Annotated in this window: 15 protein-coding genes; 6 read left to right on the top strand and 9 right to left on the bottom strand. The window is 73.6% G+C overall.

Features of this window, described 5'->3' with window-relative positions; genetic code table 11:
* The first annotated feature begins 137 nt into the window (after positions 1-137).
* Entirely contained in the window at positions 138-1007 is an 870-nt protein-coding gene (locus AB7F12_RS13965; protein ID WP_428496770.1) for an alpha/beta fold hydrolase, read from the top strand.
* Positions 1008-1156: 149 nt separating this feature from the next.
* Here the strand turns inward: AB7F12_RS13965 and AB7F12_RS13960 are convergent, their stop codons facing one another.
* A complete protein-coding gene (locus AB7F12_RS13960) occupies positions 1157-1780 on the bottom strand; it encodes an HtaA domain-containing protein (protein WP_428496769.1) in 624 nt (207 codons plus the stop codon).
* Between the two features lie 197 nt (positions 1781-1977).
* Here AB7F12_RS13960 and AB7F12_RS13955 point away from each other — a divergent pair, with 197 nt between their 5' ends.
* The gene (locus AB7F12_RS13955; protein WP_428496768.1) at positions 1978-3969 is read left to right on the top strand and encodes a potassium transporter Kup; all 1992 of its coding nucleotides are present in this window, start codon (positions 1978-1980) and stop codon (positions 3967-3969) included.
* Positions 3970-3990: 21 nt separating this feature from the next.
* Here the strand turns inward: AB7F12_RS13955 and AB7F12_RS13950 are convergent, their stop codons facing one another.
* Both AB7F12_RS13950 and AB7F12_RS13945 read right to left on the bottom strand, forming a co-directional pair.
* Positions 3991-4728 carry a DUF5995 family protein gene (locus tag AB7F12_RS13950; protein WP_428496767.1) on the bottom strand — a complete coding sequence of 246 codons (738 nt, stop codon included), beginning with the start codon at positions 4726-4728 and terminating at the stop codon, positions 3991-3993.
* Between the two features lie 39 nt (positions 4729-4767).
* Positions 4768-5364, bottom strand: coding sequence for a carboxymuconolactone decarboxylase family protein (locus tag AB7F12_RS13945; RefSeq protein WP_428496766.1), 597 nt, complete (start codon positions 5362-5364; stop codon positions 4768-4770).
* Positions 5365-5586: 222 nt separating this feature from the next.
* Between AB7F12_RS13945 and AB7F12_RS13940 the strand changes: the two genes are divergently transcribed.
* Positions 5587-6360 carry a hypothetical protein gene (locus tag AB7F12_RS13940; protein WP_428496765.1) on the top strand — a complete coding sequence of 258 codons (774 nt, stop codon included), beginning with the start codon at positions 5587-5589 and terminating at the stop codon, positions 6358-6360.
* 187 nt (positions 6361-6547) lie between these two features.
* Positions 6548-7633 carry a zinc-dependent alcohol dehydrogenase gene (locus AB7F12_RS13935; RefSeq protein WP_428496764.1) on the top strand — a complete coding sequence of 362 codons (1086 nt, stop codon included), beginning with the start codon at positions 6548-6550 and terminating at the stop codon, positions 7631-7633.
* Positions 7634-7653: 20 nt separating this feature from the next.
* On the opposite strand, the gene AB7F12_RS13930 is transcribed toward AB7F12_RS13935, so the two are convergent.
* Positions 7654-8559 (bottom strand): hypothetical protein, encoded by a 906-nt coding sequence (locus tag AB7F12_RS13930; RefSeq protein ID WP_428496763.1) that lies wholly within the window; start codon positions 8557-8559, stop codon positions 7654-7656.
* A 55-nt stretch (positions 8560-8614) separates the two neighbouring features.
* Positions 8615-9835, bottom strand: coding sequence for an Ig-like domain-containing protein (locus tag AB7F12_RS13925; RefSeq protein WP_428496762.1), 1221 nt, complete (start codon positions 9833-9835; stop codon positions 8615-8617).
* Between the two features lie 185 nt (positions 9836-10020).
* On the opposite strand from AB7F12_RS13925, the gene AB7F12_RS13920 reads away from it, so the two are divergent.
* Positions 10021-11070 carry an NAD(P)H-dependent flavin oxidoreductase gene (locus AB7F12_RS13920; protein WP_428496761.1) on the top strand — a complete coding sequence of 350 codons (1050 nt, stop codon included), beginning with the start codon at positions 10021-10023 and terminating at the stop codon, positions 11068-11070.
* A gap of 31 nt (positions 11071-11101) precedes the next feature.
* Here AB7F12_RS13920 and AB7F12_RS13915 read toward each other — a convergent pair whose 3' ends face one another.
* Both AB7F12_RS13915 and AB7F12_RS13910 read right to left on the bottom strand, forming a co-directional pair.
* A complete protein-coding gene (locus tag AB7F12_RS13915) occupies positions 11102-11557 on the bottom strand; it encodes an SRPBCC family protein (RefSeq protein ID WP_428496760.1) in 456 nt (151 codons plus the stop codon).
* Entirely contained in the window at positions 11554-11892 is a 339-nt protein-coding gene (locus AB7F12_RS13910; protein ID WP_428496759.1) for an ArsR/SmtB family transcription factor, read from the bottom strand. The genes AB7F12_RS13915 and AB7F12_RS13910 overlap by 4 nt, the downstream gene beginning before the upstream one ends.
* Before the next feature lie 18 nt (positions 11893-11910).
* Here AB7F12_RS13910 and AB7F12_RS13905 point away from each other — a divergent pair, with 18 nt between their 5' ends.
* The gene (locus AB7F12_RS13905) at positions 11911-12525 is read left to right on the top strand and encodes a dihydrofolate reductase family protein (RefSeq protein WP_428496758.1); all 615 of its coding nucleotides are present in this window, start codon (positions 11911-11913) and stop codon (positions 12523-12525) included.
* A gap of 74 nt (positions 12526-12599) precedes the next feature.
* On the opposite strand, the gene AB7F12_RS13900 is transcribed toward AB7F12_RS13905, so the two are convergent.
* Positions 12600-13982, bottom strand: a complete 1383-nt coding sequence (locus tag AB7F12_RS13900; protein WP_428496757.1) for a M20/M25/M40 family metallo-hydrolase — start codon at positions 13980-13982, stop codon at positions 12600-12602.
* Positions 13979-15118: a M24 family metallopeptidase gene (locus tag AB7F12_RS13895; protein ID WP_428496756.1), complete on the bottom strand. Its 1140-nt coding sequence runs from the start codon at positions 15116-15118 to the stop codon at positions 13979-13981. Before AB7F12_RS13895 ends, AB7F12_RS13900 begins: the two co-directional genes overlap by 4 nt.
* Positions 15119-15166 lie beyond the last annotated feature (48 nt).

Raw genomic sequence — 15166 nt, 5'->3', positions numbered from 1 at the left:
GATCGGCCTGGACCTGCCCTCACGAGGCTGTCCGTCGGGTCCGGTGCACCACAGGGTGTTACCCGGACCCGACGGACGGTCGGGCGACCGCGTCACCACACCACGGACCCAGCCCACGAAGGAGAACGGCACCCACGATGTCCGCTTCGACACTCACCGCACCCGCCGGCCTCGAGAGCGTCCAGATGCAGCTTCCGGGCATCGACGGTCCGGTCACCGTGCACCGCTCGGGTTCCGTCGACGACACCCCGGTCGTGTTCCTCCACGGCGCCGCACCCGGCGCCAGCGGGCTGTCGAACTGGCGCCTCGCGCTGACCGAACTCGGGAGCGACCATTTCTGCCTGGCGCCGGACTTCGTCGGGTTCGCCGACAGCTGGCACCCCGCCGAGCCGCCGCGCGACATGCGGCTGTGGAACCGGCTGCGCGTCGATCAGACGCTGGCCGTCCTCGACCAGCTCCGGATCGAGCGTGCTCACGTGGTCGGGAGCTCGATGGGGGCCTCCGTCGCCCTGCAGCTGCTGGTCGAGGCGCCGGAGCGCTTCGACAGAGCAGTCCTGCTCGCCACGGCGGGCACCCCCCTGCCCATCACGGCGGAGCTCGAGCGGGTCATGTCGTTCTACGTGGATCCGAGTCCGTCGGCGTTGGCGCGGCTGTACAGCTGGTTCGTCCACGACCCCGCCGCGATGCCGGTGGACCTGCAGGCGCTCGCGGAGCGGAACTACGTCGTCGCGTCCCGGCCGGACGTGCGGCGCTCTTTCGAGGCCCAGTTCGCCTCGGGACCACCCGTGGGCGTCCCCGAGGCCGCCCTCCGCCGAATCACCCAGCCCACACTCGTGGTGCACGGGTTGCAGGACTCGGTGGTGCCGGTGGAGGCGGCCTACTACCTCGCCCGGCACATTCCTGACGTCCGGATTCACGTCTTCGGCCGTTGCGGGCACTGGATACCTTCGGAGTACCCGGAACAGACCCACCACCTGATTCGCACGTTCCTCGCGGGAAGCCTGTGACCTGCAGGTTCTCGGTCGCGGGCGAAACGCGGCGATCACGCGACAAGCCTCAGGTTCGCCTGGTCCGGGCGCGCACCCGGGGCCGCCCCCACCGAGGGTGTCGTCAGCGCGATCGTCTCGCGCTGACGACACGTCGGTGGACGGGCAGCTCAGGTCCGGGCGTACACCGCCGCGGTCCCGATCGGCAGCCCCGCCTCGAACAGTGAGACACCGAACGTCGTGTTCAGCGCAGCCGCCGCCTGCGAGGTCAGCGTCGCCCGCACACCGGTGACGACGAGCCACCCCTTCGAACCGGAGATCGCCGCCGAGGACGTGTCGAGCTTCAGCAGCGGAATCCGGGTCGAGGTGCCGGCGACGCGAGCCGTCAGCACCCCGGACCTCGTGTCGATCGTGAAGTCCTTCACCACGACCGACTTCATCCCGGCCGCGATCTTCAACCCGCCGCTGTGGGTGATCGTCCCGGCGGCGGTCCTCGGGTCGACCGAGCCACCGGTGATCGGGAACCGGAACGTCGGGGCCTTGCCGCCGGCGCCGTACACCGCCCTGACGGTGACCTTGTTCTCGGCGAGCACCGCCGCCGTCGCCTTGTCGACGGTCAGCGACGTCGACCCGCCCTTCACCTTCACCTTCGCGGGCGAGTGCGGATGCCAGTCGTGGCTCTGGTGGCCCGCCGGCGCGGGCGTGCCCGCGTTCGCCGGTGCGGCGAGCGCGACGCCGCCGACCGCAAGGGCGAGCAGCAGCAGGGGAAGCCGGAACAGACGGATGAACCGCATCGGGTGTTCCTTCCGGTCGTGGGCCACCGATGCGGCCCTGCATCCGAGCCTGGACCCGGTCACCGAACTCGGCGAGTCGATCTCCACGCCGCTGAGCAGGACGTATGCGATCAGTCACGGCGGGTCCTCCGCGGCGACCTGCGACGCCCGGCGATGATCGCTACTGCCTCGACCCGTGACCCGTGCACACTGTGCGCGTGACCGACGCAGAGCCCTCCGCCGTCGCGGAGGCGGGGGCACCCGGGCCCGTCGAACCGCCACCGTCCGCACCGCGGCCGGCCGTCGGGAACCCCGACCATCCGGCAGCGCACGGCGGCGGCCTCGCCGGCCTCGCGCTCGGGGCGCTGGGGATCGTCTTCGGCGACATCGGCACCAGCCCGCTGTATGCGATGCAGACGGTCTTCTCGATCGACGACGGCGCCGTCAAACCGACGCCGTCGGACGTCTACGGCATCGTGTCGCTGATCTTCTGGTCGGTGACGATCGTCGTGACGATCAAGTACGTGTCGTTCATCCTGCGTGCCGACAACGACGGCGAGGGCGGGATCATGGCGCTCGCCGCGCTGGTGCGCGAGGTGACGAAGGCCAATCCGCGGCGGGCGGCCCTGGCGTTGCTGCTCGGGGTGCTGGGGGCGTCGCTGTTCTACGGCGACTCGTTGATCACCCCCGCCATCTCGGTGCTGTCGGCCGTCGAGGGCCTCGAGGTCGCCGAACCGGGGCTCGCGGACCTGGTGCTGCCCATCGGGATCGGCATCCTGGCGCTGCTGTTCCTGGCGCAGCGTTTCGGCACGCACCGCGTCGGACGGCTGTTCGGGCCGGTCATGGTGCTGTGGTTCGTCACGCTGGCGGTACTGGGTGTCCCGCACATCATCACGCACCCGGCGGTGCTCGCGGGCCTCTCCCCGACCTACATCGTCTCGTTCGTCGTCGACCACCCGTTCACGGCGTTCATCGCGATGGGCGCGGTCGTCCTGTCGATCACCGGTGCCGAGGCGCTGTACGCCGACATGGGGCACTTCGGGAAGCGGCCGATCCGGGTCTCGTGGTTCGCCGTGGTGTGGCCGGCGTTGATCCTCAACTACCTGGGCCAGGCGGCGCTGATCCTCGACGACCCGAAGGCCGTCGACAACCCGTTCTACCTGCTCGCCCCGGACTGGGCGCGCTGGCCGCTGGTCGTCCTGGCCACGTTCGCGACGGTCATCGCCTCGCAGGCCGTCATCTCGGGCGCGTTCTCGGTGTCGCGGCAGGCCGTGCGGCTGGGCTATCTGCCGACGCTCACCGTCAAGCACACCTCGACGCAGGAGAGCGGCCAGATCTACGTGCCCGCGGTGAACTGGCTGCTGTTCGCCGGGGTGCTGGTACTGATGGTGACGTTCGAGTCGTCGGACCGGCTCGCCACCGCCTACGGCCTCGCGGTCACCGGCACCCTGATGCTGACGACGACGCTGTTCCTCATGTACGCCGCGACGCGCTGGCACTGGCCGATGTGGCAGCTCGTGCTCACCGGCGTCGTGTTCGGCGGGCTGGAGCTGCTGTACTTCGCCGCCAACGTCACCAAGATCCCGCACGGCGGCTGGCTGCCGCTGCTGATCGCGGCGGTGGTCGTCACCGTCATGACGACGTGGCAGCGCGGCCGCCAGATCGTCACCGGCAGACGGATCGAGCTCGAGGGCCCGCTGCCCGACTTCGTCCAGGAGCTGCACGACAGCGGCGTCGCCCGCGTCCCCGGTATCGCCGTGTTCCCGCACCCCACCAACCAGACGGCACCGCTCGCGTTGCGCGCCAACGTCGAGTTCAACAGGGTGCTGCACGAGCGCGTGGTGATCGTGTCGGTGCAGTCGCTGAACGTGCCGTACGTACCGCTGGCGGACCGGCTCACCGTCGACGACCTGGGCGACACCGGGGATGGCATCGTGCACGTCACCGCGCGCTTCGGGTTCCAGGACGCGCCTGACATCCCGCAGCTGCTGCGGGACTGCCGTTCGCTGGCCGCGGAGCTCGACTTCGACTCCGACACGGCGTCGTACTTCCTGTCCCGCCTGACGATCGAGCGCGGCGGGTCCGGGGAGATGGCGTCGTGGCGGACGCGATTGTTCATCGGGTTGTCGCACAACGCGGCGACACCCGCGGCGTTCTTCAGGCTGCCGCTGGAGCGGACCGTGGTGATGGGCTCGCGGATCGAGATCTAGCGGGCCCCGCACGGGCCCGGGTCACGGCGGGGGCAACGTCACGCCGAAACCGGCGACCGCGAGCCGGAGCAGCACCTGGCCCGGCGCGAGGAGGTCCGCGATCTTCGCCGCGGCGAGGACCTCCAGCTCGGCGAGCCGGGCGGCGTGGTCGGCGGGGCCCGCCATGCGTGCCTTCTGCAGCTCGATCGCGTTGTGCCACACCTTCTGCCGGGACTCGCGCAGGAACCGTCGCGACGCCCGGCGGTTCAGCGGGGTCAGCGCGCGGTCGAGCAGCCGCCGCGCCGAGCGGGCGGCCAGCTCGCCGTCCTCGGCCGCCACCCGCGCGGAGAGGATGCCGTCGATGCGCTCGTGGTCGCGGCGGCGCAGGTCGAGCAGCGCGGTGTCGGCGAACCCCGCGTCGGGGATCACGGCGAGCAGCGCCTGCGGCAGGTCGTAGTTGACGTGCGCGTTCACACCCAGCAGCACGTGCAGCAGCGAGGGCAGCGACTCCGGTGCCCCGAACGCCAGCCGCCACGGCCGCGGCGGCGACCCGCCGGCGAGGTCGGCGTCGAGTGCGGCGAGGTAGAACCCCGCGAACGCGACGTCCCACTCGTCCACCCACGCCGGGTCCTCGAACACGCCGTGGTCGACGGCGTCGCCCACCGCGAGCGTCGTGCGCCGGTAGGTGCCGAGGAAGTCCCGCTGCGCGGCCCGGGTCGGCGGCATCGCGTCGAGCCGGTCCTGCATCGTCGCGGCGACGGCCTCGATCGCGCTGCTCACCCGGGCATGGTCCTCCGAGGTGGTCCCGGGAGCCAGGCCTCAGCGGTGATCGGCGACGACCGCGTCGGCACCCCACGGCGTCACGGCGACGTCGCGGGCGTGGAAGCGCTCGGGCAGGTCGTCGACGATGTCCCAGGTGGCCGAGAGCCGTCCGAAGCCGACGAACACGGCGATCTGCATGCCCAGCTCGACGATCTCCGGCTCGGTGAAGTACTGCCGCAGGTCGTCGAAGACGGCCTCGTCGGCGGCGAGGTGGTCGGTGGCGAACAGGTCGGCGTAGCGCAGTGCCGCCTTCTCGGCGTCGGTCAGGTCCGGCGCCTCCTGCGGCTTCTCCAGCGAGCACACGAGGCCCTCGGTGACGCCGTCCGCCGCGCCGGTCGCGGTGCGCAGCGCCATGCAGCTGCGGCACTGGTTGTGGAACGCGATACGCAGCCGCGTCAGCTCGACGAGCCGCGGCGAGAGCGTCGACGTGGCGGCCATGGCGCTGCGGAAGGTCAGGAACGCCTGCGCGACGTCGGGGCGCTGGGCGAGGACCCGGAGCAGGCCGAGTCCTTGGGGGTCGTCGAGCGCGGGGCCGAGGGTCGACCTCAATGTGGGGTCGAACTCCTGGGGCGCGACGGCATGCAGGCGGGCCACGGCACTTCTCCTCGCTGAGCGGCGACGGCGGGCGGTCGTGATCGGCGATGGTCGCCATGGCGAACTATCGCCATTCACGGGGGCGTCGTCAAGGTTCTAACTACGGGAACGCCGGGGGTTCTCCCCACCCCGCCCGGGGGTCGGCACGGTCGAGACCGGGCTGCGGACTCGGCACGATTCTCCTCATGCGGGAGCCCCCCGCCCCCATGAAGGAGACTCCCGATGGCCCCCTACGGCAACGGCCCCGCCCAGTACGGTCAGCAGCCCGGCTACGGCTACCCGCCTCCGCCGCCCCGCCCGCCGATGCCCGGCGCCCGCAGCTACGGCGAGGCTCCCGGCTACTACCCGCCGCAGGGTTACGCGCCGCCCCAGGCCCCGTCCCGCGGCGGTGACACCCGGATCTCCCGGCCGCGTTCCGGCGGGTCGGGCAGGTCGATCGCGACGATCGTCGTCGTCGTGCTGGCCGTGCTCGTCGTCGGTGGCGGCGCCGCGTACTGGGCCCTCGGCGGCTCGCTGCCGTTCGGCTCGGGCGCGGCCGAGCCCGCCGCGGTGTCGACGGACGCGCCCGTCGCCGGTGGGGGCGCCGACACCGGTTCCGACGACACCGTCGTCGCCGGTGGCGCCGGCAGCATCGCGCCGGCCTGCCCGTTCACGGCCGCGCAGATCAGCTCGCTCGTCGGCCAGCAGATGAAGGACGACGGCAGCTGCCTGTTCGGCGACGGCAAGGGCGTCGCCCAGCTGAGCATCACGACGTCGAGCGCCTCGACCGGCGAGATCATGCTCGACACCCTGCGCGAGCAGGCGAGCGGCCAGTACGACGAGGTGTCGGACCTGGCCGGCGGCAAGGGGTACGTCGCCACCAAGGAGCTCGGTGGCGAGGCCGTCGCCGTGACCGGTCAGGGCGGCTACACGATCACGATGAGCAGCTTCGAGCGGTTCTCGAAGGCCGGCTACGGCCCGGTGCTGAACACGATCGCCGCCGCCCTGCCTGCCTGATCCGCACTCCCGACGACCATGCGCCGGGCGGTCCCCCGACCGCCCGGCGCCTTCTCGTCGCAGCCAGCCGTCCGGCGGCACCCGCCACCCCGACGGCGGCCCCTGACCGGGTCGCGACGCGGCGTCCGGGGCCGTGAGTGGCCATAGTCGCGGTAGCGCCCATTGCCACTGACAGGGAGGACCCGCGATGCCGGACACCGTCGAGGCCGTCGTGCTCACCGAGGCGCGGACGTTCGAGACCCGGACGTTCCCCCGGCCCCCGGTCGGCCCCGACGACGGGCTGCTGCGCGTCGAGCTCGCCGGCATCTGCCACACCGACGTCGACATCGTCACCGGCGGCTACCCGACCCCGTTGCCGCTGATCATGGGCCACGAGATCGTCGGCCGGATCGAGGAGGTCGGGGCCCGCGCGGCCCAGAGGTGGGGCGTGGCGGCCGGGGACCGGGTCGTCGTCGAACCGATGGTCGCGTGCGGCGCCTGTCCCTACTGCACGGCCGGGGACAGCCGGTTCTGCGACAACGCCGACGGCTACGGCACCGTCACCTCCTCCGACGTCGCCCCGCACCTGTGGGGCGCCTACTCGCCGTTGATGCACCTCGCGCCCGGGTCCGTGGTGCACCGCGTCCCCGACGGGACGAGCGCCGAGGTGGGGATGCTGTGCACGGTCGCGATCGCCAACGCCGTGCAGTGGACGCTCGCCCGGGGCGGGGTCGGCCAGGGTCACGACGTGGTCGTGCAGGGCGTCGGGCCGATCGGGCTGTGCTGCGTCGCCGCCGCCCGGGCCGCGGGCGCCCGCACGGTGATCGCCACCGGCCTGCCCCGCGACGTCCTGGGCCGGGAGCTGGCGCCGGAGTTCGGCGCCGACGTCGTCGTCACCGCCGGGGAGCAGGACGTCGTCGCCGCGGTGCGGGACGCGACGGGCGGGCGGCTCGCGGACGTCGTCGTCGACACCACCGGCAGCCCCCAGGCGCTGCGCACCTCACTCGACCTCGTCCGCAAGACCGGGACCGTCGTCAGCGGCGGCGTCACCGGCAAGGACGTGCTGACGCCGCTGCCGATGGACGTCGTGACGCTCAAGGAGATCCGGCTGCAGGGGGTGTTCAGCTTCGACAGCTCGTCGGTCCGGCGGGCGATGACACTCGCCGCGACGGGCCGGTTCCCCTTCGAGAAGCTCGTGACGCACCGCTTCGACCTGCACGACGCGGAGGCCGCGATCGCGGCGGTGTCGAACCACGACCTGACCGACCGCCTGAAGGTCGTGCTCGTCCCCTGACCCCCTCAGCCACGCACAGGTCAGGGGCCGCGCAGCAGGTCGCCGAAGGTGCGGACCGGGACCTGGGCGTCGCCCGGCGGCGGGCTCGGGGACAGCGCCGGGACCAGGACGACGCTGCGACCGGGGAGCAGGGCGGCGCGCTGCTGCTGGCGGCGCACGAGGTCGGAGCCCGCGTCGGCGAACACCGGTACGTACCGCAGCCGCCCGCCCGCGCCGGTGACCACGAGGTCGTCGCCCGCCGCGTCGTCGCGCCGGACCCGCTCGACCCCACCCGCCTGCTGCGCCAGTAGCTGCGCGGCGCGCGCCTGGAACACCGCGGCGCGGAACGTCGCGACGAACCTGCCGCCGTCGCGCAGCAGCGCCGAACGCTGGGTGTCGGCGTAGGCGGCGAACTCGTGTTCGCTGGTCGTGAGGATCGTGTCGGCGACGGTCGCCTCCGCGGGGCCGAGCAGCCGGTCGCGGACGAGCCCGCCGATCGTCACGTGCGTCGGCACGACGATGCCGCCGACGACCTCGGACAGCACGCCGCGGGCCAGGTCGGCGAGCTTGCGTTCGAGCCGGAACCGCAGCTCGACGATCGAGGTCGGGTCGCCGTCGGGGTCGTCCTCGGACCCCGTCGGCGCCGCGGCGGCAGCCTTCGCGCCGGCCGCGGCCAGCTCGATGCTGACCCCACCCGCCGACACCTGCTGCACCCGGCCCAGGAGGGCGCGCACGTCGGCGGGCCGGACGACGAGCACCAGCAGCGCGAGCAGGACGATCACGAGCGCGGTCAGCAGCTGCGGGACGCTCACGACGCCGGTGAGGTACAGCACCAGCGCCGCCGTGAGCACGGCCAGCGCGACGGCGCGCCCGACGAGCAGCGGCGCCGGGCGGGACCGCGGCGGGGTACCGGGCGGGACGGTCGTCACGTCGCTGACGTCGCGCACCGCGCAGACACCGTTACCGCGCTGCCCGGCGCTGCTCCCCGGAGCGACGTCGCGGCTACTTCGCGGCGCTGCCCGCCTGCCACTGCGCCCAGGACAGCTCCCAGTCGCCGTAGGTGTCGCCCAGCGGCAGCGCGGGGCCGCCCGAGTTGGTGATCTCCACGACGTCGCCGATGCCGAAGTGGTCGAAGAACCACTGCGCGTTGGCGGGGCTGAGGTTGACGCAGCCGTGGGAGACGTTCGCCCCGCCCTGCGAGCCCACCGACCAGGGCGCCGAGTGCACGAACTCGCCGTCGTCGGAGATTCGCAGGTCGAGGTCGACCTTCTCCTTGTAGTAGCCGGGCTGGCCCGCGCAGACGCCGTAGGTGCAGGAGTCCATGGTGATGCTCGGCTGTTTGTCGGAGATGACGTGCGGGCCGGTGTGGGAGGGGAAGCCGGGCGAGCCGAGGCTGATCGGCATGGTGTCGACGAGCGCGCCGTCGTGGAAGATCTGCATCTGCTCGGTCTTGCCGTCGGCCTTGGCGACCCAGGAGTCGTGGACGTGGATCGTCTCGGTGCGGGAGGTCTGGCCGTAGGTGCCGTTGCCGAGATCGACGCCGAAGATGTCGGCCTTGAGGGTGATCGTGCTGCCGGCCCGCCAGTAGACCTCGGGCCGGTAGTGGACCTCGGTGTCGGACAGCCAGTACCAGCTGCCCTCCTGCGGCGGGTTCGAGGTGACGGTGAGTGCCTTCTCCGCGGTGGCGTGGTCCTTGACCGCGTGGTCGAAGCGCACGACGAGGGGCTGCCCGACACCGACGGTGGTCGCCGAGGGCGGCGGGACGAACGACGGGTACGCGGTCCGCGTGGGCGAGAGCGTGCTGACGGTCTTGTCGTCGTGGTGACGGCTGCCGTCGGGGCCGACGGTGTCGATGCCGAGGGTGTAGGTCGAGCCGTAGCCGAGGTCGCCGGTGGAGGTCCACTCGGTCCCGGTCTGCGCGAGGTCGCCGGTGACGGCCTTGCCGTTGGCCTTGTCGGTCATGGCGAGGGCCGCGATGGTGCCGCCGGTGACGGTGACGTGCAGCGGGTCGCCGGGGTTGACGGGGCCGGCGTCGGCGTTGGTGGCGAGGACCGGTGCGGCGGGCGCGGCCGGTCCCGCGGCGCCGCCGGTGATGCCGGACGAGAGCGCCTCGGCCTGGCGTGGCGACACGATGACCAATGCGGACAGCACGATGCACGCGAGCACCGCCACGCCCAGCGACAGCGTCAGCCCGGTCCGGACCCGGCCCGTCGGAGCTCTCACGACAGCCCTCACCCCACCCCTCCGGCCTCCGTCACGAAGACCCCCGAGGTACAGACTGCCACCGTGGAACGGGTGCCCGTCCGTGAGGCTGATCCCTTGCGGCACAACGAGAATGAACGACGTGAACCGCCGAAACCGGGTTCTCGTGACAACCTGGGGCGCGGCAGGACGAAGGGGAGAAGATCATGACGGTGTCAGCGCGGGTGGCTGCGTTCTGCGAACGGTTCGGCACGACGGTGCCGGTCCTGGAGGCCCCGATGGCGGGCGCGTGCCCACCGGCACTCGCGGCGGCCGTCGCGAACGCGGGCGGCATGGGCGCCAACGGCGTCGTGCTCGACGGGCCGGAGAAGATCGGCGACTGGGTCGCCCGGTTCCGCGCGGCGTCCGACGGCGCGGTGCAGCTCAACATCTGGCTGCCCGACGAGCCCGTCGACGCCCCGGACCGCGTCGCGGCAGCGGCGGCGTTCCTGCAGACGTACGGAACGCCGGGCGCCGACGCCGAGGGCCCCGACTTCGACGCGCAGTGCGAGGCGATGCTCCAGGCGGCGCCGACCGTCGTCTCCTCGATCATGGGCCTGTTCGCGCCCGGCTACGTCGCGCGGCTGCACGAGCGCGGCATCGCCTGGTTCGCGTGCGCGACCACCCTCGACGACGCCCTCGCCGCGCAGGAGGCGGGCGCCGACGCGGTCGTCGCGCAAGGCATGGAGGCGGGTGGGCACCGGGGCACGTTCGACCCGGCCGCGGCCGAGGCGACGACGGTCGGGCTCATGGCGCTGGTCCCCCGGTTCGCCGACGCCCTCGACGTGCCCGTGGTGGCAGCGGGCGGGATCGCGGACGGCCGGGGCGTCGCGGCGGCGCTGGCGCTGGGGGCGAGCGCGGTGCAGGTCGGGACGGCGCTGCTGCGCTCACCCGAGGCGGGGATCGACGCCGGGTGGGCGAAGACCCTCGACGGCCTCGCCCCGGAACGCACGACCCCGACGCGCGCCTACTCCGGGCGGCTGGGCCGGGCGGTCGCGACACCGTTCGTGCAGGCCTGGGCGGCCGACGACGGCCCCCGGCCCGCGCCCTACCCGCAGCAGCGCCGGCTGGTCGGCAGGTTCCGCCGGGGCGACGCGCCGGGCGTCGACAGGGTGAACATGTGGGCGGGCCAGTCGGCCGCCCTGGCCCGTGCGGAACCGGCCGGGGAGATCGTCACGCGCATGTGGGCGGACGCCCGCGCCCTCCTGTCCCTGTGAGCGGCAGTACCTGCGCGTGGCGGCGCACGGGTCAGGCGAGCAGCGCGTCCCCCTGCGCGACGGCCGCCGACAGCCCACGGTCGAAGCCGATCGAGAGCAGCAGCTCCATGTCGGCGTCGGCGGCGAACCACACCACGATCGTCACGCGGGTCCCGCCGGGCCGGTCGGCGACGGTGATGCGGGCGCTGGTCGGCGGCACGCCGGGGCTGTCGAGCCCGAACTCGACCCGGCGCGGCTCGTCGACGTGCCGCACGTCCCAGCTGCCCGAGCGCGGGCCGTCGGGGGTCTCGCAGTCGTAGGTGACGCGCCCGCCGGGCGTCAGGTCGTGCTCGTGCACGGTCGCGGTGACGCCCGGCGGGAACCACCAGCGTTCGAGCGTGCGCGGGTCGGCCCACAGCCGCCACACGCGTTCGGCGGGGGCGCCGAACTCGGCGGTGATCGTCAGCGTGCGCGCCACCGGGTCCTTCTCGACCGACACGACCGTCACGAGCCCTCCTCGTCCAGCAGCGCGCCCATCCGCTCGGCGCGCCCCACCCACTCCGATTCCAGCGCGTCGAGCACGGCACCGGCGCGCCGCAGCGCCTCGACGTCGCCGGACACGAGCTGTTCGCGCCCCTGCCTGCGCTTGGCGACCAGCCCCGCCTCGTGCAGGACGGCCACGTGTTTCTGCACGGCGGCGAAGCTCATCGGGTAGAGCCTGGCCAGCGCGGAGACGGAGTGTTCGCCCTGCAGGGTGCGGACGACGATGTCGCGGCGGGTGCCGTCGGACAGGGCGTGGAAGAGCCGGTCGACGGCTCGACGCTCCCCCATATCTACAACCATGTGGTAGTACGTTACGCCATGAAGCTCACCGTGATGCAGTTCGTGTCGCTCGACGGCGTCTGCCAGGGCCCCGGCGCCCCCGACGAGGACACCACCGACGGGTTCACCCGCGGCGGCTGGCTCGTCCCGTTCCTCGACGACCGGTTCCTCGAGATCGTCACCGCCTGGACCTGCGAGGCGCAGGCGTTCCTGTTCGGACGCCGCACCTACGAGGCGTTCGCCCGCGACTGGCCGAAGGCCACCGACGCCGACGACCCCGTCGCGAGCAGGCTCAACGGCCTGCCCAAGTACGTGGCGTCGACGACGCTGCGGCAGGCCCGCTGGGCGCCGTCGACGATCCTGTCCGGCGACGTCGCGGCCCAGGTCGCGGGGCTGAAGGCACAGCCGGGCGGGGAGCTGCAGGTGCACGGCAGCGCCCGGCTCGGCGCCTGGCTGCTCGCCGAGGGCCTGGTCGACGAGCTGCGGCTGACGGTCGCGCCGGTCGTCGTCGGCGAGGGAAGGCGGTTCTTCCGGCCCGGCGACGAGCCCGTCGCGCTGCGGGCGACCCACCAGGAGACGACACCCGGCGGGATCACCGTCCTCACCTACGAGCCGGCGGGCCCGGCGCGCTTCGGGAGTCACGAGGTGTCCTGACGCGGCACACGTCCCCGTGCACCCCACCGCATCGCGCCGCGTGGCCGCGCCCCGGGCGCTCGACGGCGGCGCGATCAGGTGCCGGCCCGCCCGAAGGCTCGCAGGAACAGCGCCTCCGCCAGGGCCATGTCCCGGATCTCGCGGGGATCGACGCTCTCGTTCGGGGCGTCGACCAGTGCCTGCGGCTCCTCCACGCCGATCCGCAGGATCTCCGCCCCGGGAAAGGTGACGGCGAAGGCGCTGCACGGCGGGGCGGAGGGCCCCTGAACCAGCTCCCGCGGTGCGCGGCCGTATGCCTCACGCATCGCGGCGATCATGGCCCGGCGGGCCGGACGGTCCGTTCCCTGCGTGCCCGGTTCGACCGGCGCCTCGATCTCGATCTCGACGTGCAGGTGCCACGGGGCTGCCCGGTCGAGGTGCGCCACGAGCGCCCGCTGCGCCTGGACGGGTGTGGCGCCCGGCGGGATGCGCAGGTGCAGCAGGGCGCGGGCCCTCGGCACGACGGCGGCGGCCGACCCCAGGACGGACGGGAGATCGATCCCGAGCACGGTGACGACGGGGCGGGCCCAGCCCGTCCCGGCCTCGGCGACCGACGACACCGGCGTGGGAACCGGGGCCGCCTCCGGCCCCATCACCCCGACGGCCTGCGACGCCGGCGCACCCGGCCGGGACCGCTGCGACCGGTGGGGGGCGCCGGCCGGCCCGTGGCCGTCCGGTGGACCCGGCCGGTCGGGGGTGGCGCGCTCGCCGGACAGCGCGGCCAGCATGGCGACGAGGGCGGCGAGGGCGTTGGGGGCGGCGCCACCGGGGGTGGCGGTGCCCGGCCGCGGCTGCGGTGCCTCGACGGTCAGCACGGCGTTCACCGTCTCGTCCGCGGCGACGACGACCGCGGGCCGCCCGACAGCGAGGTTGCCGGTGTCGCAGACCAGGATCGCGGCGGCCCGCAGCAGGTCGGCGTGGTCGGCGAGCACGGCCCGGAGGCCGCCGGTGCCCTGGTGCTCCGATCCCTCGACGATCAGGGCGAGGTTGACGGGCAGGTCGTCGCCCAGGGCGCGCAGCGCCGTGAGGTGCATGAGGACGTTGCCCTTGCAGTCGGCGGCGCCCCGGCCGTACCAGCGGCCGTCGACCTCCGTCAGCGTGAAGGGCAGCGTCCGCCACGCGGTGTCGTCCAGCGGCGGCCGGACGTCGTAGTGCGCGTGGAGCAGGACCGTCGGCGCCCGCGGGTCGGTGCAGGTTCGCGAGCCGACGACCGCGCCGCCGCCCTCCACGGTCGGGACCAGCCGGGCGTCGGCGAAACCCTCGCCACGGAACGCCTCGGCGACCCATTCCCCCGCGTGCACGCACTCCTCCACGGGCCACTGCCGGGCGTCCGCGACCGACCGGAACGCGACGAGCTGGCCCAGCTCGGCCCACACCCGCGGCATCGACGCCGCCACCCGCTGCCTGAGGTCCGTCATCGTCGGTCGACGATCGCCAGCTCGTGCCCGGCGGTGTTGTTGCGTCGCGCCCCGTCCGCGGTCACGGTCACGGTGTCCTCGATCCGGACACCGAACTCGCCGGGCAGGTAGATCCCCGGTTCGATCGCGACGCACATCCCGGCCATCAGCGGGTGCCGCTCGCTGCGGACCAGGTAGGGCGGCTCGCGCGTGGTCACCCCCACGCCGTGCCCGGTACCGTGGACGAACAGGTCGCCGAAGCCGGCCTCGGTGATCACGGCACGGGCGATCTCGTCGACGTCCCCGCACGGCACCCCGGGGCGCACCGCGGCGAACGCCTCCTGCTGCGCCTGCGCCACGATCGCGTGGACCTCGACGGCGTCTTCGGAGGGCTCTCCCACGCACACCGTCCGGGTGACGTCGGAGGCGTAGCCGTTGCACAGTCCACCGAAGTCGAGCACGACGACGTCGCCGGGCACGATCACCCGGTCTCCGGCGCGATGGCGGGCGTGCGCCCCGTTGGGCCCGGAGCCGACGCGCACCTCGGCCTCCTCGTGGCCGCACGCGACGAGCAGGTCGGCGAGCTCGGCGGCGACGGCGCGCTCGGTCCGGCCGCTGAACCGTCCGTGCCGGACCAGCTCGTAGGCACGGTCCGCGGCAGCGCCCGCCGCGGCGATCCGGTCGAGCTCGGCGGCGTCCTTCACCGCCCGCAGCATCGGCAGGCAGTCACCGAGCGCGACGTAGGAGGCGCCGGGAAGCTCCCGCTGCAGGCCGAGCAGGTGCGCCGCCCAGGCCGAGTCGGAGAGGCCGTAGCAGCCGCGGGGCGACAGCAGGGCCGCGGCGACGCCGTAGGGGTCGGTGCCGTCGCGCCAGTCGCAGAGCGTGAGGGTGGAGATTCCGGCGGCGGCCTCGGCGTCGGGGCGGTCGAGGCTCGGCACGAGCAGCACCGACGCGCCGTCCGGTGTCACCACGAGCAGGGTGAGCCGCCCCCCGGCGGCCGGCGGCCGGTACCCGGTGAGCCACGTCAGGTCGGGGCCTGGGGTGACGAGCAGCCCCGCGAGCCCCGCGGCGCGTGCCGCGGCGCCGGCGCGGTCGATCCGCCGCGCGTGGTCCTCACCGGCGAACGCGGCGCGACCGGCACCCGGAGCCTCACCCATGAGCCCTCCTCGTCGGTACCGCACGATACGCCGCAGGGGTTCTCCGGG

Source organism: Pseudonocardia sp., from assembly GCF_050250275.1.
Classification (GTDB): Bacteria; Actinomycetota; Actinomycetes; order Mycobacteriales; family Pseudonocardiaceae; genus Pseudonocardia.
Note: the sequence above shows the minus strand (reverse complement) of the source record. Positions and strands in the feature narration are given on the sequence as shown.